The 25,761-nt window shown below is 57.1% G+C and carries 22 protein-coding genes and 2 riboswitches; of the genes, 2 read left to right on the forward strand and 20 right to left on the reverse strand.

The window, feature by feature from the left end:
• Positions 1-59: 59 nt before the first annotated feature.
• The 13 genes from ACFSOY_RS03375 to ACFSOY_RS03435 form a co-directional block, all read right to left on the reverse strand.
• Entirely contained in the window at positions 60-506 is a 447-nt protein-coding gene (locus ACFSOY_RS03375; RefSeq protein ID WP_386044108.1) for an NUDIX hydrolase, read from the reverse strand.
• 25 nt (positions 507-531) lie between these two features.
• Positions 532-1,095 (reverse strand): histidine phosphatase family protein, encoded by a 564-nt coding sequence (locus ACFSOY_RS03380; RefSeq protein WP_386044109.1) that lies wholly within the window; start codon positions 1,093-1,095, stop codon positions 532-534.
• Between the two features lie 103 nt (positions 1,096-1,198).
• Positions 1,199-1,426, reverse strand: a complete 228-nt coding sequence (locus tag ACFSOY_RS03385) for a helix-turn-helix domain-containing protein (protein ID WP_087458694.1) — start codon at positions 1,424-1,426, stop codon at positions 1,199-1,201.
• 179 nt (positions 1,427-1,605) lie between these two features.
• Entirely contained in the window at positions 1,606-2,064 is a 459-nt protein-coding gene (locus ACFSOY_RS03390; protein ID WP_386044110.1) for a chemotaxis protein CheX, read from the reverse strand.
• A gap of 154 nt (positions 2,065-2,218) precedes the next feature.
• On the reverse strand, positions 2,219-2,968 hold the full coding sequence (gene sdhB, locus ACFSOY_RS03395; RefSeq protein ID WP_386044111.1) for a succinate dehydrogenase iron-sulfur subunit: 750 nt from the start codon (positions 2,966-2,968) through the stop codon (positions 2,219-2,221).
• A gap of 29 nt (positions 2,969-2,997) precedes the next feature.
• Positions 2,998-4,746 (reverse strand): succinate dehydrogenase flavoprotein subunit, encoded by a 1,749-nt coding sequence (gene sdhA, locus ACFSOY_RS03400; protein ID WP_386044112.1) that lies wholly within the window; start codon positions 4,744-4,746, stop codon positions 2,998-3,000.
• A 24-nt stretch (positions 4,747-4,770) separates the two neighbouring features.
• Complete coding sequence (locus tag ACFSOY_RS03405; protein WP_386044113.1) at positions 4,771-5,391, reverse strand: succinate dehydrogenase cytochrome b558 subunit; 621 nt, start codon at positions 5,389-5,391, stop codon at positions 4,771-4,773.
• A gap of 297 nt (positions 5,392-5,688) precedes the next feature.
• A complete protein-coding gene (locus ACFSOY_RS03410; protein ID WP_386044114.1) occupies positions 5,689-7,035 on the reverse strand; it encodes a homoserine dehydrogenase in 1,347 nt (448 codons plus the stop codon).
• Positions 7,036-7,051: 16 nt separating this feature from the next.
• The gene (metX, locus tag ACFSOY_RS03415) at positions 7,052-8,035 is read right to left on the reverse strand and encodes a homoserine O-acetyltransferase MetX (protein WP_386044115.1); all 984 of its coding nucleotides are present in this window, start codon (positions 8,033-8,035) and stop codon (positions 7,052-7,054) included.
• 5 nt (positions 8,036-8,040) lie between these two features.
• Positions 8,041-8,805, reverse strand: a complete 765-nt coding sequence (locus tag ACFSOY_RS03420; RefSeq protein WP_386044116.1) for an aspartate kinase — start codon at positions 8,803-8,805, stop codon at positions 8,041-8,043.
• A 103-nt stretch (positions 8,806-8,908) separates the two neighbouring features.
• Positions 8,909-9,027: riboswitch (SAM riboswitch) on the reverse strand.
• Between the two features lie 69 nt (positions 9,028-9,096).
• Positions 9,097-10,350 carry an aspartate kinase gene (locus ACFSOY_RS03425; RefSeq protein ID WP_386044117.1) on the reverse strand — a complete coding sequence of 418 codons (1,254 nt, stop codon included), beginning with the start codon at positions 10,348-10,350 and terminating at the stop codon, positions 9,097-9,099.
• A 124-nt stretch (positions 10,351-10,474) separates the two neighbouring features.
• A riboswitch (Lysine riboswitch) is annotated at positions 10,475-10,667 on the reverse strand.
• 50 nt (positions 10,668-10,717) lie between these two features.
• A complete protein-coding gene (gene uvrC / locus ACFSOY_RS03430; RefSeq protein WP_386044118.1) occupies positions 10,718-12,502 on the reverse strand; it encodes an excinuclease ABC subunit UvrC in 1,785 nt (594 codons plus the stop codon).
• A 61-nt stretch (positions 12,503-12,563) separates the two neighbouring features.
• Complete coding sequence (locus tag ACFSOY_RS03435) at positions 12,564-12,875, reverse strand: thioredoxin family protein (protein WP_386044119.1); 312 nt, start codon at positions 12,873-12,875, stop codon at positions 12,564-12,566.
• Positions 12,876-12,995: 120 nt separating this feature from the next.
• Between ACFSOY_RS03435 and ACFSOY_RS03440 the strand changes: the two genes are divergently transcribed.
• Positions 12,996-13,415: an Hsp20/alpha crystallin family protein gene (locus ACFSOY_RS03440; protein WP_386044120.1), complete on the forward strand. Its 420-nt coding sequence runs from the start codon at positions 12,996-12,998 to the stop codon at positions 13,413-13,415.
• A gap of 84 nt (positions 13,416-13,499) precedes the next feature.
• Here the strand turns inward: ACFSOY_RS03440 and ACFSOY_RS03445 are convergent, their stop codons facing one another.
• From ACFSOY_RS03445 to ACFSOY_RS03460, 4 genes are read right to left on the reverse strand one after another with little or no spacing between them, the layout of a single operon-like run.
• Positions 13,500-14,594, reverse strand: coding sequence for a shikimate dehydrogenase (locus ACFSOY_RS03445; RefSeq protein ID WP_386044121.1), 1,095 nt, complete (start codon positions 14,592-14,594; stop codon positions 13,500-13,502).
• Positions 14,595-15,038 (reverse strand): type II toxin-antitoxin system RatA family toxin, encoded by a 444-nt coding sequence (locus ACFSOY_RS03450; protein WP_386044122.1) that lies wholly within the window; start codon positions 15,036-15,038, stop codon positions 14,595-14,597. It abuts the gene before it with no gap.
• Positions 15,039-15,053: 15 nt separating this feature from the next.
• Positions 15,054-16,292: an aspartate aminotransferase family protein gene (locus tag ACFSOY_RS03455; protein ID WP_386044123.1), complete on the reverse strand. Its 1,239-nt coding sequence runs from the start codon at positions 16,290-16,292 to the stop codon at positions 15,054-15,056.
• A 33-nt stretch (positions 16,293-16,325) separates the two neighbouring features.
• The gene (locus ACFSOY_RS03460; RefSeq protein ID WP_386044124.1) at positions 16,326-17,801 is read right to left on the reverse strand and encodes a spore germination protein; all 1,476 of its coding nucleotides are present in this window, start codon (positions 17,799-17,801) and stop codon (positions 16,326-16,328) included.
• Between the two features lie 105 nt (positions 17,802-17,906).
• Here ACFSOY_RS03460 and ACFSOY_RS03465 point away from each other — a divergent pair, with 105 nt between their 5' ends.
• On the forward strand, positions 17,907-18,158 hold the full coding sequence (locus ACFSOY_RS03465) for a hypothetical protein (protein WP_386044125.1): 252 nt from the start codon (positions 17,907-17,909) through the stop codon (positions 18,156-18,158).
• A 106-nt stretch (positions 18,159-18,264) separates the two neighbouring features.
• On the opposite strand, the gene ACFSOY_RS03470 is transcribed toward ACFSOY_RS03465, so the two are convergent.
• The 3 genes from ACFSOY_RS03470 to acsA all read right to left on the reverse strand — a co-directional run bounded on the left by ACFSOY_RS03470 (position 18,265) and on the right by acsA (position 25,702).
• Entirely contained in the window at positions 18,265-18,933 is a 669-nt protein-coding gene (locus tag ACFSOY_RS03470) for a PspA/IM30 family protein (RefSeq protein ID WP_386044126.1), read from the reverse strand.
• Positions 18,934-19,176: 243 nt separating this feature from the next.
• Positions 19,177-23,703 carry an amino acid adenylation domain-containing protein gene (locus ACFSOY_RS03475; RefSeq protein WP_386044127.1) on the reverse strand — a complete coding sequence of 1,509 codons (4,527 nt, stop codon included), beginning with the start codon at positions 23,701-23,703 and terminating at the stop codon, positions 19,177-19,179.
• 271 nt (positions 23,704-23,974) lie between these two features.
• Entirely contained in the window at positions 23,975-25,702 is a 1,728-nt protein-coding gene (gene acsA / locus ACFSOY_RS03480) for an acetate--CoA ligase (RefSeq protein WP_386044128.1), read from the reverse strand.
• Positions 25,703-25,761 lie beyond the last annotated feature (59 nt).

Below are 25,761 nucleotides of genomic sequence, written 5' to 3' on the forward strand. Positions count from 1 at the left end.
CAACTTAGAATATATACAATACATTTTTGTATGTAAAGTTGATTTCCGCTTGCTGTTGATTACCAGATCTCCCCATCAAATCCGACCGAATCGAACCACTGCCCCGCTCTGTAATTGTTGAGCGCTCTTTTGATGTAGGGGACGAGATTGTCAGGCAGATCGCTCCATGCAAACCAGCTCAGGTCGTCACACTTGTCAGGTTCCATGTTGCGCACTTGACCTGTCCAGCGCTTGATTTCGACAAAAAAATCGACTCGCTCCTCATTCGACAGGCGGTGCATCACGCCGACCACCTGCACATCGTCAGGTTGAATCTCCACCCCCGCCTCTTCGCGAGCCTCGCGAATGGCAGCCTGGATCACCGCTTCTTCGCCATCGATATGACCCGCTACCACGCTGTAATTGCCATCCTCATAGCCCGTATTGGCGCGCCTGAGCAGCAACACGCTCTCTCCTTGCACAAAAAAAAGATGAACAGCCGGGATCAATTTGAAACGCTCTGCCATTTTCAATTCCTCCTTGTTACACCTGCTAAAAAGCCTCGCGTAAAAAACCTCGCTCCACTTGCCAACTGTTCGTATCGATCACCGATAGAGCGGGCAAGGGGATCGACTGCCACTCCTTTTGTCCTAAACGACGACCGAGCAGATAGGAATAAAGCACCGTGAGGATTCGGCCATGTGTGACCAGTGCGACCGAGTCCCCTTTTGCCTCCTCCACGATCTCTCGCACGGCGCTCACGATCCGCGCTTGGGCATCGCCGTACGGTTCGAACGCAGGATCATCCTTTCCCAGCAAGTAGGCGCCTACACGCGCCCGAAATTCATGCTGTGGCAAGAACCCTACGTCGGCTGCCAATTCGCGCAGACCTGCGTGCATTCGCACTTCGAGCGATGCGCGCTCAGCGATCACCTGCGCCGTCTGCAGCGCTTTTGGCTCCGGTGAATGCCAGATCTTTTTGACTAGATCAAAGGACTCACTCGCCGCCAACGCTTCGGTCGAGCGAACCCCTGCTTCTGACAAGTTCCACTGCGCAGACGGGACGTTCGGCTCAATTTTCACTTGCGCATGCCGGACGATATACAGCTTGCCCATCTCACCACTCCTTCGCCACAGATGGTTGAAACGTATAGATTCGCCATCTAACACAAAGACCCTGCCCGGAATATCGGGCAGGGTGTCAATCATACAGAGAGCGTCAGATTTGCAGTTCTCCGAGTCGAACCAACTCAACCACCGCTTGTGAACGACCTTTCACATTCAACTTCTTCATCACATTCGAGATATGGTTGCGTACCGTCTTCTCGCTGATAAACAGCTTCTCTGCGATGTCTTTCGTCGTTTTGTCTTGTACCAGCAGTTCAAACACTTCACGCTCACGGGTGGTAAGTAGGGATTTTCCTCGTGCGTCCTTGCCCGCTGTCACTCTCGATCCCTCCTTGCTCGGGTCATGAATACAAGGTCTAGGGATATGGTCAAGTTATCATATGAGCCTTGTCAGAGGTTGGTGCGAGCCGTACGATCGAAATGGATATTCGCCTATGATATGCCTCTGTCTCGAACTATCCTATACAAAAGCGTGTTGTTTGGTGAAACAAACAGCCCCTACTCGATCAATAATTTGATTTCGAGGATGCCGAGCTCTTGCAATTCGAGCGGGACTGTATAGGCGATCTCTTGAATCGGCTGGATGAGTGACTCGCCCATCTGGACTTGGGGTGGTGTGATGTCGATCGACATCCCATTGTTTGACAATTGCATGCAGGCATTCCCACTGATCATGTTCGCCAACTCAGCCACCGCGCTCTTGCTCATCTCGTCAAAATGACTCAACTCGAAACCGCCCATCATCGCCGAGGCGATCTTCATCGCCATCTCAGGCGCCAATCCGAATGCAACTTGTCCATCAACGTCGCCTTTTAGATCAATTCGAATCCATACGTGGTGCAAATGAAGGTCCGGGGCTGCGCTTGCGACCGTTCCCGGAGTTAACGCAACAGCTGTCATCATGGTCAACACTTGCTGCGCAGACTCCAGAAAAGGTACAATGATCTGTCCGTGCATGAATCAATCTCCCCTTTTATACATCTCTCTCTTTTTCTCATCTTCGCCTTTAACATCTCTAATTTTCATTATTATAAACTGTAGGCTCTTTTTCGACAATCCCCGACTGATTTACGACAAAAAAAGACCATCCTCGCGGATGGTCTTTTTTCGTTTAGCGTTTCAGCCAAGACATGATCGCATGGCGGTTGACAGCACCGTTCATCGCGGCGATCGAAGTGGTGAGCGGAATGCCTTTCGGGCAAACCTGCACACAGTTTTGCGAGTTGCCGCACTCATGGATACCGCCTTCGCCCATCAGAGCTTCCAGACGATCTTCCTTATGCATCTCACCGGTCGGATGCGTGTTGAAGAGACGAACTTGCGAGATCGCAAACGGTCCGATAAAGGATGTGCGCTCGTTGACGTTCGGACATGCTTCCACACATGCTCCACAGGTGAAGCATTTCGACAGCTCGTACGCCCATTGACGATCGCGTTCTGCCATGCGCGGGCCTGCGCCCAGATCGTACGTACCGTCGATCGGCACCCATGCTTTTACCTTTTGCAGCGCTTTGAACATGCGGCTTCTGTCGATCACCAAGTCGCGAACGACCGGGAACGTACGTGCCGGCTTCAGGCGAATCGGTTGTTCAAGCTGATCGACCAGAGCGGAGCACGCTTGGCGCGGCTTGCCGTTGATGACCATCATGCACGCGCCGCAGATCTCTTCCAGACAGTTCGATTCCCAAGCGACCGGCGCGCTTTGCTTGCCGTTCATGTCGACCGGATTGCGCTGGATCTCCATCAGACAGGCGATCACGTTCATGTTCGGGCGATACGGAAGGCGGAACTCCTGCGTATACGGCTGGCTGTCCGCACGGTCTTGACGTTCGATAATCACGTGGATTTCTTTCTTGCTCATGCGAGCCTCCCCCTTTCTTGTCGCAGTCCTTAGTTCTTGTCAACCGCGTAGTTGCGCAGACGCGGCTGGATCAACGAAACATCGACATCTTCATAGGAGATTTCCGGGCCGTTCGGCGTCCACGTTGCGATGGTGGTCTTCAAGAACTTCTCATCATCGCGCTCCGGGAAGTCTGGCTTGTAGTGTGCACCGCGAGACTCATCGCGCTTCAGTGCGCCGATGGTCATCACGCGTCCGAGCTCCAGCATGTTCCACAGCTGGCGGGTAAACGGAGCCATCATGTTCTCCCAACGGGACTTATCTGCCATGCCGATGTGATGCCAACGCTCCATCAGCTCTTGAATCTTATCGTCCGTCTTCTGCAAGCGGTCGTTGTAACGAACGACCGTCACGTTGTCGGTCATCCATTGGCCGAGCTCACGATGCAGCGCGTACGGGTTCTCCGTACCTTCCATCTTGAGGATGCTCTCGTACTTCTGCTCTTGCTTCTTCGTCTCCGTCTCGAAGATCGACTGCGCAACATCGGCAGACGATTTTTTGAGACCTTTGATGTAGCGAACTGTGGACGGACCTGCCACCATACCGCCAAAGATCGCAGAGAGCAACGAGTTCGCGCCCAAGCGGTTCGCACCATGATATTGATATTCACATTCCCCTGCTGCGAACAGACCCGGAATGTTTGTCATCTGCTCATAGTCGACCCACATGCCGCCCATCGAGTAGTGAACGGCCGGGAAGATCTTCATCGGAACTTTGCGCGGGTCATCGCCGGCAAACTTCTCGTAGATCTCCATGATACCGCCCAGCTTCACATCGAGCATCTCTTTCGGGATGTGCGAAACGTCGAGATAGACCATGTTCTCGCCGTTGATGCCCAGTCCGAGGTCGACGCATACGTGGAAGATCTCACGCGTCGCGATGTCGCGCGGAACAAGGTTGCCGTACGCCGGATACTTCTCTTCGAGGAAGTACCACGGTTTGCCGTCCTTGTACGTCCAGACTCGACCGCCTTCACCGCGCGCCGATTCGGACATCAGGCGAAGTTTGTCATCGCCCGGGATTGCGGTCGGGTGGATCTGAATGAACTCACCGTTCGCATATTTGACACCTTGTTGATACGCTGCCGATGCAGCAGTACCGGTGTTGATGATCGAGTTGGTGGAACGGCCGAACACGAGGCCCGGGCCGCCGGTAGCCAGGATGACAGCATCGCCGACAAAGGAGTGCATCTCCATCGAGCGCAAGTCTTGCGCCACGATACCGCGGCAAGTGCCCTCATCGTCGAGGATAGCTTGGACAAATTCCCAGCCTTCATATTTTTGAACCAGACCTTGCGATTCAAAACGGCGCACTTGCTCATCGAGCGCATAGAGAAGCTGCTGCCCGGTAGTAGCACCTGCAAACGCGGTGCGGTGATGCTTCGTGCCGCCGAAGCGACGGAAGTCGAGCAGTCCTTCTGCGGTGCGGTTGAACATGACGCCCATGCGGTCCATCAGGTGGATGATCCCAGGCGCCGCATCGCACATCGCCTTAACCGGCGGTTGGTTCGCCAGGAAGTCACCGCCGTAGACGGAGTCATCAAAGTGCTCCCACGGGGAATCCCCTTCGCCTTTTGTGTTGACGGCGCCGTTGATGCCGCCCTGTGCACAGACGGAGTGAGAACGTTTTACAGGTACTAAAGAGAACAGATCGACCGGAATCCCGGACTCGCAAACCTTGATGGTCGCCATCAGGCCCGCAAGGCCGCCGCCGACAACTATAACTCGTTGGTTGCTCATTGCGCTTCCTCCCTTAGGCTTTCATTAGGCAACTGCTGCGCGGAACGCGTTCAGCGCGAATACGCCGACTGCAGACAACACGACGAACAGCCCCATCATCACATACGCGGAAACGCGTTGTGCGCGCGGGCCGACGGTGAGGCCCCAGTGGATGAAGAATCCCCACAGGCCGTTTGCCAGATGGAACACAGCAGAGACGGTACCGATGATCATAAACCAGTAGCCAAACGGGCTGGTGACGATCTGTACGACCATATCAAAAGACGGAGTATCGCCAGAAAAGCGAGTCGTCCAAAGGTGATAGATGATAAAGATAAAGGTGAACACGCCGGTGATGCGCTGCAGGGCGAACATCACGTTGCGTCCCCACGAGTATCTCGATGCGTTGTAACCGGACGTGTACGCTACGTACATACCGTAGATGCCATGATACAACAGCGGCAGGAAGATGAAAACGAATTCAATAAACGGCAAAAAGGGCATACCAGAAATGGTTGCTACCTTGTCATTAAACGCTTCCTCTCCGCGGGTTGCAAACGAGTTGGTGAACAGGTGGAAAAACAAGAACAAAGTGACCGGGATGACACCGAGTAACGAGTGCATCCGGCGAAACAAAAACTCTCGGCTAACTTGCTTGTTGGCCACGTTCGATCCTCCTTCCAAGAATCCCTGTGATAACAGGTCTCACGACGTTTTTTCTGTTGCGACATGCGCAGCTTTCCGCATGCCCTTCTCTCCTAACTCCCCATCCGATGCGATACGGTGCCCCCCTTTTTTCCTTTGACCGTCCCGTCCAATACCCGGAGGGGCTCGGGCGGCCGAATCAATGCAACCTAAATTGTACTGTTTCGATAGAAGTAATGTCAAGAAACTGTCAAGGACGACAAGTTTTGACCCACTTGATCTTTCCTACAGAATTACGTTGCACGATCCGACCGGCTTTTACGCATAGCGGGCGCTTTTTTCGTAACCCGAAGCTTCTGACTCCCATTCTACACCCGGTTCAATTTCACCATCAACGTGCAAAACCAGCGCCGACAGATGCTCAGCGGCGATCTGCGATACATTTTCCACCAATCTGTTCACCTGCGCTTCTGTAACGCCCCCGATAAGCCAAGCTTGATGCAATCGCTCCGCATCTGCCAGCGATTCGTAGCGCGCGACATGCCCGCCCGCTCGCTTCACCTCTCCGACCAGCGCTTCGCAGAGCGGCCGTTCCTGCTCCTGGGAGGCAGACCAGGCGAGATAGAACGCGCCCGCATCCTGCTCGGTACATCGGTGATTCATCGCGCGCTCCCAGTTCGGGCGACGGATGTTTTCACGCTGCGTAAGCAGCGCAGTCAGATCCTCGATCACCGCGCTCGCGGTCGGAAATTCGCCAGCGCCGCGACCGATCAGCGTCAGGTCGCCCACAACGTCTGCTCGCAGCGTGACCGCGTTGAACACATCGTTTACGCGAGCCAGCGGATGCGCGTCGGGCAACAGGTGCGGACGAACGGAGAGCTGAAGCGCTCCTGCCTGCTCCTTGGCGTTGCCGATCAGCTTGATCGCATATCCCATGCGCTCGGCGAGCGCCAGATCGGCACCTGTCAGCTGGGAGATGCCCTGGCGATCGATCGTCGCGATGTCCACGCACGCGTCATAGGCGAGGTTGGTCAGGATCGCCAGCTTGTAGGCTGCGTCAAACCCTTCCACATCGGAGGTGGGGTCCGCTTCCGCATATCCGAGCGCCTGCGCTTCGGCGAGCACCTCGGAGAAGCTTTTGCCCGTCTTGCTCATCTCCGACAAGATGTAGTTGCTCGTGCCGTTCAAGATGCCGCAGATCTCGTGCACGCGGTTGGCTGTCAGATATCCCTGCAGCATATGTATCACCGGAATGCCGCCCGCGACGCTCGCTTCGAACAGCAGATGGACTTCATTTTCTTGAGCCAATCGGAGCAGATCAGCACCGTGTTTGGCCATCAGCTCTTTGTTGGCTGTGATGACATGCCGCTTGCTCCGCAGCGCCTGTTCGATGATTTCCTTGGTCGGATGAATGCCGCCGATCACTTCAATATAAATGTCTATCGTCTCATCCTTGAGCAAGTTCTCCGGCTCAAGGGTCAGCCGTTTCGCATCCACGTCAAACCCGCGCTCCTTCTCCCGATCGCGCACCAGAATGTTGACCACTTCCACTTCACAGCCGGTGCGGGTGAGGATCGTCTCTCTGTTTTTCAACAGGGTTTTGTACACGCCACCGCCGACGGTGCCCAATCCTAACAGCCCTACTCGAACTTGCTTTTTTCCCATCTTCTCCACTCCTCCATCATGATAAAAATTCTCCAACAAATCTGCTCATCTGCTCGCCTTCGATCAAAAAGGCGTCGTGGCCGAACGGTGATTCGATCTCCCGGTAGATCACTCGCTTTCCGCGCTCCGCGATGCGGTTTGCCCAGTCGCGCTGCTCCTGTGCCGGGTAGAGGTGGTCTGTGTTGATCCCAATCCATAGCACATCCGATTCGATCCGATCGAGCGCCGCTTCGATCCCCCCACGGTCGCGTCCGACATCGTGCAGATCCATCGCTTTCAGCAGGCAGAGGTAGCTGTTCGCATCAAAGCGTCCGATCAGCTTCTGACCCATGTGCTCAAGATAGCTTTCGATCTGAAAGACCCGCTCCGCAAGCGGCGCTTCTGGCCGTTTTGACGCTCTGCCAAAACGCTCTTGAAAGAGGTCAAAAGAACGGTAGGTGATCATGCCAATCTTCCGCGCGAGCGCAAGCCCGCTCACCCCATCGCTCTTGATCGCCGTTCGCATCACATGGTTGTAAGCGATGGCGAGCGCAGAGAGCTGACAGGAGGTTGCGATCGGGATGCAGCGCTTGACGAACGAGGGAAAGGTCACCGCCCACTCGATCGCCTGCAAACCTCCCATCGAGCCGCCGATCACCGCATGCAAGCTCGTGACGCCGATGCTTTCCACCAGCCGCCTCTGCGCATGCACCATGTCTCGGATCGTGATCAGCGGAAACGGGTCGCACGACCTCGGTCCTGTCGAGCCGGCGCACCCGCCGAGCACGTTGGAGCAGATCACATAATATCGATCTGTGTCCAGCGTTTTGCCTGGCCCGATCAACGATCCCCACCAAACGCCAGCCTGCGCGTCGCCGGTCAGCGCATGGCAGACGAGAATCGCGTTGTCCCCTCGCGCATTTAACTCCCCATACGTCTCAAAGGCGATCTTCACATCGCGCAGCTGTTCACCGCCCTCAAGGGCGAATCGGTCAAGTCGAAACGTCTGACAGCCCCCCATGACCTTCACACTCCTTCAGACACGCTTTGCAGCCGCTTTGGCTCCATGCCGATCTGCGTGCCATGCCCATCATGAAAGGAGGAGCGAACGATCACCGGAACGCGATGAAGCTTTGCTGTTTCCACTGCCCGAGGATGAAGGACGACTGCGCCGAGCACCGCCATCTCCATCATCTCGTCATAGGTGAGAAATTCGATCTTCTGCGCGCTCGGCACCTCTCGCGGGTCGGCGGTGTACACGCCGTCCACATCTGTACAGATCTCACAGAGCTCTGCTCCGAGCGCGGCTGCCAGCGCCACCGCCGAAGTGTCGGAGCCGCCCCGACCTAGCGTCGTCGGATCGCCTTGCTCGGTCACCCCTTGAAAACCGGTGACGATCGCTACCTTGCCCTGTTGCAATTCGGCATGGATTCGGGCCGGATCGATCTTGCAGATCTGCGCATTGCCATGATCCGCCTCTGTGCGAATGCCTGCGAGCGCGCCTGTCAGCGAGACGCTCGGCACGTCGTGCGCTTGCAGCGCGATGGCAAACAGCGAGGCTGCCACCTGTTCTCCTGTGACCAACAACATGTCGAGTTCGCGTGCAGACGGTCGCTCGCATAGCTCTTCCGCCTGTGCGAGCAACCGATCGGTGGTATGCCCCATCGCCGAGACGACGACCACCACCTGATTGCCCTGTTGCACCGCCTTTTGTACGCGCGATGCTGCACGTCTGATGCGCTCAGGGTCTGCGAGCGAGGTGCCTCCAAATTTCTGTACGATCAATGCCACCCTGTGTTCACTCCGTTTCGTCTGTCAGGGGCATCGATTTGAAGAGACAAATCAAAAACCCCCGCTTCATGTAGAAGAGGGGGTCCCATAAATGGTTCCACACCTCTTATCTTCCAGACCTGTGATGGTCTGCTGGATTTAGCACCTCTTCGCCTGCTCAGTAAATGCAGGCGAGGTTGCCGGGCTTCATAGGGCCAGTCCCTCCGCCGCTCTCGATAAGAGATTCGTAAGTTGCAATCAATATGAAGTTGTTTCTATCTTACTATGCATCGAAAAGGCTGTCAATTCCAGTTATTCGAGCTCGTTTACGCCGGAGACGACCGCTTCCACCGCCCCATCGAGGCCGAAAGAGGTGTGCAAAACCCGCACCGCTTCCAGCGCGCTGCTCTTTTCGACGACACAGGAAACTTTGATCTCCGAAGTGGAAACCATCTTGATCTCGATCTCCGCCTCTGCCAACGCGCCAAACATCTGGGCGGCCACCCCTGGATTGGAGATCATCCCCGCACCGACGATCGAAACTTTTGCCAGCTCTTCTTCTCGTTCGATGAGCGGATCGCCAAACTCGGGCAACAGCGACTCCAACACGGGAAGCGCCACCGACAGATCGCCATGCTCGATCGTAAACGAGATGTCAGACACTCCGTCCTGCACGACCGAGGTGACGATGATGTCGACGTTGACAGACGCTTCTGCCAGCGCTTGGAAGATTCTGTACAGGTTGCCCTTGCGACTTTTCACACCGATCAGCGAGACTTTTACCACATTGAGATCGTGGGCGATCCCACGGACGATCCTTCCTTGTTCCATCTGTGCTTCCTCCTCCACAAGCGTGCCTGTCTTTTCATGGAAACTGGAGCGCACCATCAGCGGCACTCCATGCTGTTTTGCAAACTCCACCGCCCGGGGATGCAACACGCCCGCTCCCAGGTTGGCCAGTTCGAGCATTTCGTCGTAGGAGATGCGGTCCAGCTTCTGCGCCGCTTTCACCACGCGCGGATCGGTGGTGTAGACGCCCTCGACATCCGTATAGATCTCACAGAGGTCCGCCTTTAAGGAAGCTGCCAGCGCCACCGCCGTCGTATCAGAACCACCCCGTCCGAGCGTCGTGATGTCACCGATCTCGCTGATCCCTTGAAAGCCTGCGACGATCACCACCCGATCTACGGCCAACTCGCTCAGGATGCGCCTCGGCACGATGTCGGTGATCCGCGCCTTCCCCGCGATCGGCTCGGTGAGGATCCCCGCCATGCCTCCCGTCAGCGAGATGCTGTCCACACCGAGCGCCTGAACGGCCAGCGCCAGCAGCGCGATCGAAATCTGCTCGCCTGTGCTGAGCAGCATGTCCATCTCCCGAGCGGACGGACGTTCGGTCAGTTGCTCCGCAAGCTCGATCAGATCATCTGTCGTGTCACCCATCGCGGAGACGACGACCACCACCTGATGACCCGCTGCCACAGTCTTCGCGACACGGTTGGCGACACGCTTGATCCGCTCCGGGTTGGCAACGGAGGAGCCACCAAATTTTTGTACGATCAATGCCACAGTTTCTCCACTCCCATCTGCATATCTGTCACCATCGGGACGGAGGGTCACGAAATCAAAAAACAGCCATAGAAGGGTCAGCTTCTATGGCTGTGCATAGTCGTGGTAATCCCTCTCTCCCCAAATGTGAGATAGTTCTCCACACCGAGACGGGGGTCGTCTCGGTGTGACAGTCCTGCACCTGTTCGATGCAGACCCAGCCGTGGACGCTCCGGAAGCTGCCCAGACTTCGGCGATGATCCCTTTCCCCAACGGTTCTAAGAGCTGCTCGGACTCTCCCCGCCGTACTGATGATTCATCGCGCCTCTACTCACCTCGCAAGAGATGAGGTCGTACTATTTAACTGCCGTTGATTTTATCATACCGCTTACACTTGTGCAAGATAGGCGAGGATGTCCTTGGCCAGTTTGTCGCCGATGCCGATTTTGCGAAACTCTTCGACGCTCGCCGCTTTGATCGCCGGCAGCGAGCCAAAGTGCTTCAGCAGCTGCTTGCGACGCTTTTCACCGACGCCCGGAATGTCGTCGAGCAAAGAGCGGATCGCATTCTTCCCATGCTGCTGCCGATGGAAGGTGATCGCAAACCGATGCACCTCTTCCTGCACCCTCGTCAGCAGGTAGAACGCCTGCGACGTGCGGTCGATCTGCACCGGAGTCGGATCGTCGCCTAAGAACAGCTGCGACGTGCGGTGCTTCTCATCCTTGGCCAGCCCACAGACCGGGATGTTGAGACCGAGCTCATCTTCCAGCACTTCAAGCGCCGCGTTGATGTGACCTTTCCCACCGTCGATGACGACCAGATCGGGCAGGCGAGCGTTCTCTTTGAGCAGGCGGGTATAGCGGCGGCGCACCACCTCTTGCATCGAAGCGTAATCATCCGGCCCGACGACCGTCTTGATCTTGTATTTGCGGTATTCTTTCTTGTTCGGGCGGCCGTCATCAAACACGATCATCGCCGCCACCGCATCTGCCCCTTGAATGTTCGAGTTGTCAAACGCCTCGATTCGTCGCGGCGGCTTGATCAGCAGCAGGTCGCCCAGCTCTTCGATCGCTTTGACGGTGCGGCTCTGATCGCGATCCATCAGCTTGAAGCGCTCTTCCAGCGCGATCCTCGCGTTTTCGTTCGCCAGATCGACCAGCTGCTTTTTCGGTCCGCGCTGCGGATAGCGCACTTTGACCGAGGTCAGCCACTGTCCGATCAGCTCAGTGCCTTCCCCTTCGCGCGGCAGCAAGATCTCATCTGGAAGGTCGTGGTTGTCGATGTAAAACTGCGCGACATAGGAGAGAAAGTCTTCCATCTCCTCGCCGTGAAAGTGGAAGATCTCGCTGTCCCGCTCGATCAGCTTGCCCTGGCGCATGTAGAACACTTGCACACACATGTATTCTTTATCCGAATGATAGCTGAAGATGTCGCGATCCACGTTGTCGTGCAGATCCATCTTTTGCTTTTGCATCACCCGATCGATCTGACCGATCTGGTCGCGCAGCTCTTTGGCGCGCTCAAAGTTCAGCGCTTCTGCTTCCTGCATCATCTTCTCCTGCAGGCTCTTCTTGATCTCTTCGTGTCCGCCGTTCAGGAACTTGCTGATCTCTTTGATCATGCTCGCATACGTTTCCTGTTCGACCGGAAATTCACAAGGAGCGACGCACTGGTTGATATGATAGTACAGACAGACCTTGTCTTTTATCGTCTTGCATTTGCGCAGCGGGTACAGGCGGTCGAGCAACTTTTTCGTCTCGGTGGCTGCGCTCGCATTCGGGTAGGGGCCAAAATATTTGCCCTTGTCCTTCAAGACGCGGCGCGTGATCTCCAGTCGCGGATGCTCATCGCCCGTGATCTTGATGTAGGGATATGTCTTGTCATCTTTCCAGTTGATGTTGTAGAGAGGACGATGCTTTTTGATCAAAGTCCCTTCGAGCACCAAAGCTTCCACTTCGGTGTTGGTGACGATATATTCAAAATCGGCGATGTTGGAGACGAGAAGCTGTGTTTTGCCGGAGTGCGCACCGTTGAAGTAGGAACGCACTCTGTTTTTCAACACTTTCGCCTTTCCGACATAGATGATCTCGCCGCTCGTATCTTTCATCAAATAGACGCCCGGATGGTCGGGCAGCAGCTTCAATTTTTCACGAATCTGTTCGCGTTCTGTCATCGCTCTCCCCCCTCCTCCCATTCGATCATACCACAAAAAAAGCACCGCCTGCGCGCGATGCTCAGAGATGCGGTCTGATCAGGTCAAGCAGTGCCTCTTTCGACTGAAAGCCGTGAATTCTCTCGATCGGTCGACCGCCCTGATAGAGCACCAGCAGCGGGATGCTCATCACCTCAAAGCGAACGACGAGCGGACCTGCGACATCCACATCGACTTTGAAGATCTCAAGCCGCCCTGACAGCTCTCGATCCAGCTGTTCGAGAATCGGGGTCAGCATCCTGCAGGGCCCACACCAAGACGCCCCGAACTCGACCAACACCGTTCCTTTGGCGATCAGCTCATCAAAGTTCGAATCGGTGGCGTTTCGAATCAACTATAGCCCTCCCATCTCTACACATCGGCTCTATGTATGCGATGAAGCGCAGATCACCCATACTATATCTGGCCCTCGCACATCGATCGAACCAAGATATATCGGACAGGAGTGATCCTATTGAACCTTGTACCTATTGACGGGATTCGCCATCTCTACCACGATGGAGTGCTTCCCCTGCTGCACAAGCTGATGCCTTACGGGGATCTCGGCCCGCGGGTGGAAGTCCACCAGACAGAAGCGGCGATCGTCGTGACCGCCGAGATCCCCGGCCTGCAACATCCGGAACACATCAAATTGCTCGTGCAAGGGACGACGCTCACAATCCGAGGCGAACTCAGCCGAGAACTGTCGACAGAGGGTGAAAACGAGCTGTTCTACTCGGAGCGAATCTATGGGAAGTTCTCGCGCACCGTTCCGCTCCCCGTCACCGTCGATCAAGAGCGAGCTGCGGCAACATACAAGCGAGGTCTGCTGATCGTCACCCTGCCCAAATGCACCGAGCCACCGGGGACGCGCGTCGCTGTCGACTTCCAATGAGGCTGATCCGCACGGAGACCTATCCTCACTGAGACTCCCATCAAAAAAAAATTCTGGCAGACGCTTGAAAATCCCTGCCCAATTTTAAGGGGCAAGGATTTTTTTCTTTCTTTTCATATCGACCCGCTCTTTGATTTTTACAATCTCTTCTGGCGTGAGCAGCTGTTCAAACGAGCGAAAGGCAGCCAGTTGAAAGCCGTGCTTGCGGGCGAGCGCGTCGATCTCTCGCACCTGCTCCACCCCGATCGACCTGCCGAGCGTAAAGCATTCGAAGCGTCGCTCCAAGGCGAGGAGCATCGTCTCCGCCATGCAAGCGTAGACGATGCCGTGCGGAAGCCCAAACGAGAAGGGCTTGCCGTCCCAACCGCTCGGCACTTCGACTAGGCCGCCTTCGATCACCAGCACATCGTCGCGCAAGGTGGCCACCCGCCTCGACACGTCGCGGGGGCGCGCCACATCGCAGATCACAGCACCCGGCTTCAAATCCTCAGGGTGGATCAACTCTTCGGCAGCCGACGAGACGGCCAAGATGATGTCCGCTTCTCGCACCGCCTCGCGCAGATCGGTCTGGATGTCTGCCAGCACCGAAGACTCCGAAAAGATCATGCCCGCCAGCCCTTCCAGCTTCTGCTCATCGCGGGCGGTCAAAACCAAGCGCCCGACAGAGGCGGCCATCATCCGCGCACAGACCGCCCCGATCGCACCGGTCGCACCGATCACGCAGAGGTTGGCTCGCCCAAGCGAAATCCCCATCAGCGAAGCGGCCTGACAGGTGGCTTGGATGGCGGTGGCGACCGTATACGAGTTGCCTGTTGTCACCGGAACTTTCAGCTGACGGGCGATCGAGATGCCCGCATCCCCCACCACCGAGGTCAGAGCGCCCAGCCCGATGATCTGCGCGCCTTTGCGCTCCGCTTTTTTGCAGGCGGCGACGATCTTGCGCAACACGAACGGAACGGGGAGCTCCACCAGCTGACGAGCGGTCAGCGTGGTCGCGACCAACCAGCCCTCCGCATCCGCTCCGCTCGCCCTGATGTTCTCCATATGCGAGGCGAGCAGCGGGGGCGAATGCTTTAAAAAGGATTCGACCAACGGGGCGGAGAAGCGGTTCACAAACGGGAACTTTCGCGCCAGATCGAGCGCGTCGAACGGATGGATCACAAATCCGAACTTTCCCATCTACTGTTGCCCCGCTTCACAGCGCGACTTGATCGCCCGCAGCATCGCCTCACCATTTTGCCGGAGCTTCAGCGAGGCGACCGGATTGAGCAGGGTCGAAAGCATCGGCACGCCAAAATCAAAATCGACTTTCAGCGTCACCTTGACTCCCGATGCGGCCTCTTCGACCAGCCACTCCCCTTGAAACGTCTTCAGATCCCCTGCCAGTTGACGATAGGAGATGCGGTGATTGTCAGGGTCGAATTCATCCCGCTCCAACCAGCGAAACGTCAGTCCAGAAATCGAAGTATCCCAGGAGGTGACCGTCCAGCCGTCCCCCTTTTCCACAACTTCCAGCCTGTTGAGCGACGGCATGAAGCGCGGATAGGATTCCATGTCGGCGATCAGGTCATAGACGCGACTCTTTTCTCCCAGGATCGTTTCTGTCACTTCCACACTCGGCATATGCCCTCACCTCTCTTAGGAGATTTGCAACTGTTCCCGCCCCGATTGCAGCGCGCATTCCAGCACCTCGACCACCCGATCCAACTCTCGCTGACCGATCGTCAGCGGCGGCTCGATGCGGGTGACGCTCAGGTTGTTCAGCGCGAACGCGGTCAGCACGCCACCTGCGATCATCTCGCTCATAATCAGCGCACCGAGCGCATCTGACGTGAACTCCAACCCGATCATCAACCCCAGCCCGCGCACCTCGTGGATCGTGCCCGGATAGCGGTCTTGCAGATCGCGCAGCTTGGCCAACAGGTATTCGCCTTTCCACTTCGCCTGCTCAGCCAGCCGATCCGCTTCGAGCACTTCAAGCGCCGCCAGAGCTGCTGTGCAGGCGAGCGGGTTGCCTCCGAACGTGGAAGTGTGCAAGAGCGGCGCCGATTCGTACCGTTCATACAGCTGCGGGCGTGCCACCATCGCGCCGATCGGCATCACGCCGCCGCCGAGCGCTTTGGCCAAGCAGAGGATGTCAGGTACGACCGCTTCGTGCTGGACGGCAAATCGCTCGCCCGTTCGACCAAGCCCGGTCTGCACTTCGTCGGCGATCAACAGCGCTCCGCTCGCCTCACAGATCTCCCGCACCCGCCTGAGATACCCGCGCGGCGGCAGGATCACGCCCGCCTCCCCTTGCACCGGCTCCAGCATCACCGCCGCCGTGTTTTCGTCCACCAGCTGTGCCAGCAGCTCCGCATCGCCAAACGGCACGTGCACAAAATCGGGGAGCAGCGGTTGAAAAGGCTCGCGGTAGACCTCGTTGCCCGATGCGGAGAGCGCGCCGAACGTCTTGCCGTGAAAGCTCCCGATGGCGGTGATCACCTTGTTCCTGCCCGTGGCGAGCCGAGCCGTCTTCAGCGCCGCTTCCACCGCCTCCGCTCCCGAGTTGCAGAAGAATGAGTATTGCAGATCGCCCGGGGTGAGCTCCGCCAGCTTTTCTGCGAGGTCGGCCATCGGCTGAGACAGCAACAGCTTGCTCGAAAGCGGCATGCGGTGCAGTTGAGCGGACACCCGCTCGACGATCTTTGGATGTCGATGCCCAAAGGAAAAGGTGCCATACCCGCCCACACAGTCCAGATAGAGCTTGCCCTCGCGGTCGCGGACATGCACTTCGCGCGCCTCATCCTCCACCTGGGCCAGCCCCATCACGCGCAACAGCCTCGCCAGCCCTGGGTTGATATAGCGCTCATACTGTTCGATCACACGATCTTTCATCGAGTCACACCTCCAAGCAGGATGTTCAAACTGCTACTTTCGCGTCGGATCGCTCGGATGTAAAATCTTCGGGCGCTTTGTATTCCATTCGACCGGCGATCTGAACAGCACATGGACCAACGCATTCCAATTGAACGGCAACAGCGGCCAAAAGTAGGGCGTGTCGAGCGATTTGGTTCGCACGAGCAAAAACAGCCACAGCACCACGCCGATCACAAACCCCCAGAAGCCGAAGATTCCGGTGATCACCAACAGCAGCAAGCGGATCAGCTGATTGGCGAGCGACAGTTCATAGCTCGGCGTGGCAAACGTTCCGATCGCCGCGATCGACGTAAAGAGGATCACTTCGCTGGTAAAAAAGCCGATGTCGATCGCCACCTGCCCGACCATCAGAGCGGCGACCAGCCCGAGCGCCGCCCCGAGCGGGTTGGGCGTATGGATGGCAGCCATTCGCAGCAAGGCCAACCCGGTCTCCGCAAACAGCAGTTGCCAGAGCAAAGAGACGGCCAGCGCCTTTTCCGGCACGGTCCACTTCATAAAGTTGGGCAGGTAGGCCGGATCCATCACCAGCGCCATCCAGAACGGGCTGAGCAGGATGGAAAAAAGGATCGCCAGAAAGCGCAACCAGCGCACATAGACGCCGATGATCGGCTTTTGACGGAACTCTTCCGCATGCTGAACATGATGAAAAAAAGTCGTCGGCGTGATCATCACGCTTGGCGAGGTGTCCACATAGATCAGCACATGCCCTTCCAAAAGATGTACCGCCGCCACATCGGGACGCTCCGTATAGCGCACCAGCGGGTAGGGATTCCAATTCCTGCCGAACATCAGCTCTTCGATCGTCTTCTCCGCCATCGGCAGACCGTCGATCTCGATCTCGTGCAGCTTGTTGCGGATCAGGGTGACCAGATCGGGATTGGCCACATCTTCAAGGTAGGCGACGACAATATCCGTCTTGGAGCGCTTGCCGACTTGAACGTACTCCATGCGCAGCTGAGGATCGCGGATGCGGCGACGGGTGAGCGCGGTGTTGAAGATCATCGTCTCGACAAAGCCATCGCGCGACCCGCGCACGACGCGCTCCAGATCGGGCTCGGCGGGACCTCGCGCCGGATAGGTTCGCGCATCGACTGCGATCGCCTGCGCCTCCCCATCGATCAGAAAGACGAGCGGCCCAGAGAGCACCGCCGTCTTCACCCCTTCCAAGTCGCCTACGATCTCCACCTCAAGGTAGCCGATCTGCGTCTCCAGCAGCTTTTTGATCGCCTTTGCATGGAGCGCATGTGAGCCGAGCAGCGCGAGGTGCTCCATGATCCGATTCATGATGTCATCTTTGGCCAAGCCATCGACAAAATAGAGTGCTACCCGCTTGCCGCCATATTCCAGTTCACGGCAGAGCAGATCGAAACTTTTTTCTACGCCCAGCTCTTGGTTGAGCATGTCGACATTCTGTTGGATGTCGGTGCTGAGCGGTCGCTTCTCTTGTGGCGTGAGCAGGTCTGGCACAGATCGCACCTCCTTATTGCTTCCATCCGATACTCCCCAGTATGAACCTGGGATGAAGCGGTTCAAACATGGGGAAGCTATCTTGCAGAATTGGAGGTGGAACTGATGGCAAGGAAAGGGAAAAAAAGCTGGTTTCGCAATTCGGAGCTCGAATATGTGCAGTCGATCCGCAATACGGTTGTGCCAGAGGAGTTTCCAGAGGGCCCCTATGGCTCGACCGTGTTCCTCGATCAACCGTTAGGCAAATCTACCCCATGGGAGCCAGGTCAACAGGTCACCTCCCGCTTTTTCGACGAAAATCCAGCGTTCACCGACACGCTTGCACGCCCGCCCGAAGCGGATCAGCCCGAGCTATAGCCTCCCACGCAAACAGCCCTGCTCCATCTTGAGCAGGGCTGTCCTATCTATCCAAATCACGTTCGAGAGAAATCTGCTTCCTCTCTATCTTTTTCTGACCGTTTGCTTATTTGTTCAATCGTGCTTTCAACGCTTCCAGTTCAGCATCGATGCCCGACGTGTCCTTTTTGTTCAACTCGGCAAACTCGCGGTCGAGCGATTTGCTGCCCGACATCTCCTGCGAGGCTTCCGCTTCTGCTTCCAACTGGAGCACTTTCTCCTCCATGCGAGAAAATCCTTTCGCCGCATTGTCGGTGCCGATGCCGGAGAGCGTCTGGTTGATCTGCTTCTGCGCCTTGGCAGCTTCTGCGCGAGCTTTCAGGGTATCGCGCTTGTTTTTCATCTCCGAAAGCTGATCTTTCATCTCGCCCAGCTTGCCGCGCAGCCCATCTGCCGTCACTTTTGCCGATTCGTATTGCGCCTTAAAATCGGCCGCTTTGTCGGTCACCGCCTTCTTATCCACCAGCGCGCGGCGCGCCAAGTCTTCATTGCCCGCTTCCAACGCTTGCAGCGCTTGTGCTTCTCGCTTGGTTGCCAGCTCTTCCGCCTCTTGGTACTGCTGCTTCAGCTTTTTCTCGACGGCGATCTGCTTGGCCACCGCAATCTCTGCATCTTGCACATCCTCTTCCATATCGCGCAAGTACTGATCGAGCATCTTCACCGGATCTTCCGCTTTGTCGAGCAGTGCGTTGATGTTCGCCATCGTCAAATCGCGCAGTCGTTTAAAAAGTGCCATGTATTTTCTACCTCCCGAGTAATTTGGTTGGGGTCGTTTCCTTATGCTATGTAATACGGTTAACTCTGGCGGCGGTTTCACCCATTCTGCACAATTTTTTGGAAACCGAGCCTGCAGACGAAAAAACACCTCTGCAAGACGCGCAGAGGTGTTCCGATTGTAAACGTACGACCTGCAGAACATGATTGCACGTATACAGGCTACAACTGATGATCAAGTGCCGATCGCTTCACTCAATGATCGTCAGGGGAGCGGGATCTCCGAAATCTTTTGATCCTGATCCTCGATAAACGCTGCGACGAGCGCTTTGAAATGTGACAGCATGCGTTCGATCGTCTCACGTTTAAACAGCTCGACGCTGTACTCGAACGACCCGACCATGCGTCCATTCGCCTCCGTCATGCCGATCGTGAAGTCAAATTTTGCCCCTTCCAGCTGCGCTTCCATCGCGCGCACCTCAAGTCCGGGCAGTTTTGCTGCCGGCGTGGGGAAGTTCTGCACCACCAACATCGACTGGTACAGCGGGGTCGTGCGCTCAAGCGCTTGGGAGATCAGCAATTGTGGAATCATCTGGTGTTCGAACGCGCCAAGCGTCGCCGTGCGCATCCGGCGCAGTAGCTCGCCAACAGTCGGGTCGCCGGAGAGGTCACCGCGAATCGACGCGTTGCCGATGAAAAAGCCGATCAAGTTTTCCAGCTCTTGGCGATAGCGCCCGGCGATCGGCGAGCCGACCGTGATGTCATCACCGCCGCCGTTGCGCATCTGCATCGTCTGGAACGCGCCGAGCAACAGCATGAACAGCGTGATCCCGTTTTGCGCACAGAACAGTTTCATGCGCTCGGTGAACGACTCAGAAAAGTCGAAGGGGATCAGGCCGGCCGTCCGCTCCATCTGTTCCGGCCGCGGGAAGTCGGTCGGGAAGTTCGGTGGCTTGGCAGACCCGAGGTGGTTCACCCAGTACGCCATCTTGCGCTCATAGAACTCGCCTTGCATCCAGCCGCGCTGCCAAGCTGCAAAATCTGGGTATTGAATCGTCAATTCTGGCAGCGGCGAAGGCTTGCCCTCCACAAAGGCGGTATACAGTTCGGCAAACTCGCGGGAGAAGACGCCCACCGACCAGCCATCGGTGATGATATGATGCATGTTGAGCATCCACAGGTGCTCTTCCTCACTAAACTTCATCAGCGCGCTGTAAATCGGCGGTGCCGCCTCTAAGTCGAAGTTGCGGTTGGCCTCTTCCGCGAGGAAGCGCTTCACTTCTGCGCTTCGTTCCTCTTCGCTCAGGCCGAGCTTCTCGATGATTTCCAGCTGTTGCTGTCCCGGAGCCAGAACTTTCTGCCGCACGCCCTCCCCGTTGTCATACAACACGGTGCGCAGCGACTCATGCCGCCTGATGATCTCATCGAACGCTCGCTTCAACACCGCCACATCGAGCTTCCCTGTGAACAGCATCGCCATCGGAACGTTGTAGATCGGCGTGCCTGGCATCATGCGATCGAGCTGCCACACCCGCTCCTGACCTACAGAGCAGAGCAATTCGCCATCCCGAGAGACAGAAACGATCGGCGGGAAGTCCTCCCCGCGCTTGCTGGTGAGCGCGATCGCCACCTGCTCGGCCAGCTCAGCCACTGTCGGCGCTTCGAACATGACGCGCAAAGGCAGCTGCACGTCGAACGATTCGTTGATGCGCGAGATCGTCTGCGTCGCCAACAGCGAATGTCCGCCCGTCTCGAAGAAGTTGTCGCGAATGCCGATCCGATCGTGTCCGAGCACGATCTGCCAGATCAGCGCCAACCGCTCCTCGACCTCGTTGCGCGGCGCTTCGTATCGACCTTGCATCCCGTAATCGGCCGCATCGGGAGCGGGCAAAGCGCGGCGATCCACTTTGCCGTTTTGCGTGAGCGGCAAGGACGGAAGCAAGACGAAAGCGGACGGCACCATGTAGTCGGGCAGAATCGTTTTGAGATGTGCGCGCAGCTCGGCGGTCGTCACCTCGGCGCTCTCCACCCCGACCACATAGGCGACCAGACGCTTGTCGCCCGGACGGTCTTCACGCGCCAGCACGATCACCGACTGCACAGCAGGATGATCGCCGAGCACGCTCTCGATCTCCGCCAGCTCGATGCGGAAGCCGCGAATCTTCACCTGATGGTCGATGCGCCCTAAAAACTCTAAGCTCCCATCTGCCAGCCAGCGCACCAAGTCGCCCGTCTTGTACAAGCGCGACCCATCTGTGCGGAACGGGTTGGCGATGAACATCTCTTCGGTCAGCTCCGGGCGGTTCAGATAGCCGCGCGCAAGCCCTGGGCCTCCGACGAGCAACTCTCCTGGCACTCCGACAGGCACAGGCTGCAGCTGGCGGTCGAGCACGTACAGCTCATTGTTCTTGATCGCAGGCCCGATCGGCACCACCGGAGGCACTTGATCAGGATGCGTCAGCCAGAGCGTAGCGGACGCCACCGTGTTCTCCGTCGGCCCATACGCGTTGGCGAGCACGCAGCCGGGCAGCTTTTGCAGAAATTTTTTCGCATGCGGTGCGGACATCACATCGCCGCCGACCGAGAGCAGTTTGAGGTGCTGGATGCTGTCCAGCTCCGCCTCGGCCAGCTGCGGCAACAGCCCTGAGGTCAGGAGCGCTACCGTCACCCGCTCTTCTGCGAGCACCCGCACCACCTCATCGATCGTCGGCACCTGCGCGGGGAACACGACCAGTTTGGCGCCGTTGAGCAACGCGCCCCACACTTCCGGCGTGGCAGCATCAAAGGAGATCGCCGCCAGTTGCAGGAACACCTCGTTCGCACCGAAGATCAGATAGTTGCTGTTCTTCACCAAGCGCGCTACCCCGCGATGCGGGATCAGCACGCCCTTCGGCTTGCCTGTCGAGCCGGAGGTGTAGATCATGTAGGCGAGATGATCGGGCGTCAGCTGCGTTTCGGGAGCTTCCACACTCTCCTCAGCCATCTGCGGCCAGTCGCGGTCGAGACAGATCACCTCGGCGCGATGTTCCGGCAGGTCGGCCAACAGCTTTTCCTGTGTCAACAGCACGCTGACACCGCTGTCCTCCAGCATGTAGGCGAGACGATCTTTCGGATAGGACGGATCGAGCGGCACGTACGCCCCGCCCGCTTTGACGATGCCGAGCAGCCCGACCACCATCTCCAGCGACCGCTCCGTGCACAGGCCGACCAGCACATCCTCTCTGACCCCTCTTTTCTGCAGCGCGTGCGCCAGCGCATTGGCCCGCTCGTCCAACTCGCGGTAGGTGAGCACCGCGCCTTCAAACGAGACGGCCGCTTTGTCAGGATAGAGCGCTGCCTGCTCCGCAAACATCTGTGGAATCGTCTTGTCCTGCGGATACTCCACCGAGTTCCGATTCCAAACGACCAGCTGTCGGTGCTCCTCTTCTGCGCTCAACAGCGGCAGCGTCGCGATCGGCGCGTCCGGATTGGCCACGATGCCTTCGAGCAGCCTGATCAGATGGCCGACCATTCGCTCGATCGTCGGCGCTTCAAACAGGTCGAGGCTGTACACGAACGAGCCGCCCATCCCCTTCTCGTGCTCGTTGATCGTCAAGTTCAGATCAAACTTCGCGGTGCTCTGTCCCGTCTCCAGCCCGCTCATCGAAAGCGCCGATACTTTCGTCGCCTTGGAAGTGCTGGCGTTTTGCATGCCGAACATCGTCTGGAACAGCGGTGTGTAGCTCATGTTCCGCTCCGGTTGAAGCTCCTCCACCAGCTTTTCAAACGGAAGATCTTGATGGGCGTACGCCTCAAGCGCTGTGGTGCGCACCCGCTGCAGCAGCTCGCGGAACGTTGGCAGTCCAGACACATCGGTGCGCATGACGAGCGTGTTGACAAAAAATCCGATCAAGCCCTCGATCTGCCCCATGTTGCGGCCGGCGATCGCCGAGCCGATCGCGATGTCTTCCTGCCCGGAGTAGCGGCAGAGCAGCGCAGAGTAGGCTGCCAGCATCGTCATGTAGAGCGTGGCGCCTTCCTTTTTCGAAAGCTCGACCAGCTTCTCTGCAAGCTCGTCCGGCAAGGAAAAGATCTCCACTCCGCCTCGATGGCTCGGCAGCGGCGGACGAGGACGGTCTGTCGGAAGCTGCAACATCGGCGGATGATCGCCGAGCTTCTTCTTCCAATAAGAGACTTGACGCTCCAGCTCTCCGCCGGACAGGTGCTCCAACTGCCAGCTCGTATAATCGACATACTGAATCGGCAAATCGGGCAGCGGCGAGGGCAGATTGCTTGTAAACGCCTCGTACAGCACAGCCACTTCTTTCATCAACACGCCGAACGACCAAGCGTCAGAGATGATGTGGTGCATCGTCAACAGCAGGACATGGTCCTGCTCGTTCAACTTCAACAGCGTCGTGCGCATCAGGGGCCCTGTTTCCAAATCGAATGGGCGACTCCCATCTGCTAGAGCCAATTTGCTCACATGATCCATCCGCGATTCTTCTGGCAGATAACTCAAGTCCAGCACCGGCATCGCAAACGGTACATTCAACTGCACAACCTGCATCGGCGCGCCGTTCTCCTCGATAAACACGGTGCGCAGCGTCTCATGGCGATCCACGATCTCCTGCAGACTGCGCGCCATCGCATCCACATCTAGCTTGCCAACCATGCGGGTAGCAAACGGTATGTTATACATCGAACTGCCCGGCATCAGCTTGTCCAAAAACCACAACCTCTGTTGGGCAAACGATGCTGGAAAGACAAATCTCTCTTCGGTCAACATCTCCTGGCTTTCTGTCTGTTCCACGCTTTCGACCTCCTGACTCGATCAAACTCATTTGTTCAACTGTAATCTGATAAGTGCAAACTCTCTCTTCCACCTACTTCTTTATTAAAGCGATCTAAACCTTCTTGAAAATCTAAAGTTCAGAAAAAAAGCCTCCCGCACAAGAGCGTGCGGGAGGCTTTTCCACAAAAACTATCCGATCGGATCGATGTTCAGAATCGCTTCCACCGATCCGTCTTTCCTTCCAAATATCGCTTCTTCAGCAAGCATTTCGAAGTCGAACTCGCTGCGCCTAGTCTTCCATCGTCGACAGGTCGCCGGTCGGAAGACCCAATTCCCACGCTTTTAACACGCGGCGCATGATCTTGCCGGAGCGCGTCTTGGGCAGCTTGTCGCGAAACTCGATCTCGCGAGGTGCAGCATGTGCGGCCAGCCCCTGTTTCACAAAGTCGCGGATCTCCTGGATCAGCTCCTCGGTTGGCTGATACCCTTCGCGCAGTGCGACAAACGCTTTGATGATCTCGCCGCGCAACGGATCGGGCTTGCCGATCACGCCCGCCTCGGCGATCGCCGGATGTTCGATCAGCTTCGACTCCACCTCAAACGGCCCGACGCGTTCACCCGACGTGTTGATCACATCGTCGATCCGCCCTTGAAACCAGAAATAGCCGTCCTGATCTTTGTACGCCGAATCGCCGGAGATGTACCACGGCTGCAAGTGAAAATACTCCTCATACTTGGTCGGGTTGTTCCAGATGCGCCGCATCATCGCGGGCCAGGGTGCGCGAATCGCCAAGTTGCCCATCGTGTTCGGCGGCAGTTCATTGCCCTGATCATCGACGATCGCAGCGTAGATGCCTGGGAATGGCTTGCCCATCGAACCCGGTTTCATCGGCATCGACGGATAGTTGGAGATCATCTGCCCGCCCGTTTCGGTCATCCACCAGTTGTCATGAATTCGTTTGCCGTACACTTTCAATCCCCAGCGCACCACTTCTGCGTTCAGCGGTTCGCCGACCGAAAGGATGTGGCGAAGGGCGGACAGATCGTAGCGGGCGACCAGCTCACCGCCTGCCCCCATCAGCATCCGAAAGGCGGTCGGTGCCGAATACCACACGCTCACCTTGTAGCGGGCGAGCGTCTCATACCAGTCTTCCGGCGAGAAGCGACCGCCGCGAATGACGTTGGTCACCCCATGCAGCCAAGGCCCCCAGATGCCATATGCGGTCCCGGTGACCCAGCCCGGGTCGGCTGTGCACCAATAGACGTCGCCGCGCTTCAGATCGAGCACCCATTTTGCCGTCTGGTAATGCTGGATCATCGCGTTGTGCACGTGCAGCACACCTTTCGGCTTGCCGGTCGAGCCTGATGTGTAGTGCAGCACAAGGCCATCCTCGCGATCGACCCACTCGATATCCAACGAGTCGGATGCTGCGCTCATCTCCTGCTGAAAATCGATCTCCCGCTCCCCTAGCTCGCCCTCCGCACCGACGAGGAACAGATGGCGCAGCTCCGGCAGGTCTTGCACCGGGATGCGATGCTTCAGCTTCGGCGTGGTGATGATCGCGACCGCCGCCGCATCTGCCAACCGATCTTTTACAGCGCCTTCCATAAACGCTTCGAACAGCGGCCCGACGATCGCCCCGATCTTCACCGCCCCGAGCAAAGCGGCATATAGCTCCGGCGAGCGCGGCATGAAGATAAACACGCGATCGCCCTTTTGTACTCCATATTTTTTCAACACGTTGCCGAATTTGTTCGACAGTGCTTTCATCTCTGCAAACGTATAGCGTTCATCGCGAGCCGGATCGCTGTAGTACAGCGCGATGTCATCCCCGCGACCATTTTCCACATGTCGGTCGATCGCCTCATAGGCGGCGTTGACGCGCCCGGTCTCATGCCAGCTAAACTCTTTTTCGACATCCTTCCAGTCAAACGTCGCATACGCTTCTTCGTACGCCTTCATGTTGTATTCGGAGGCCATAACTTCAATCAGGTCTTGATTTTGTGGATCAGACATTCTCCGGTTCCTCCTTCATGTCCGAAATATTCAAATAATACCATTGCAACACATTGTAT

This window comes from Tumebacillus lipolyticus, assembly GCF_042682745.1.
Lineage (GTDB): Bacteria > Bacillota > Bacilli > Tumebacillales > Tumebacillaceae > Tumebacillus_A > Tumebacillus_A lipolyticus.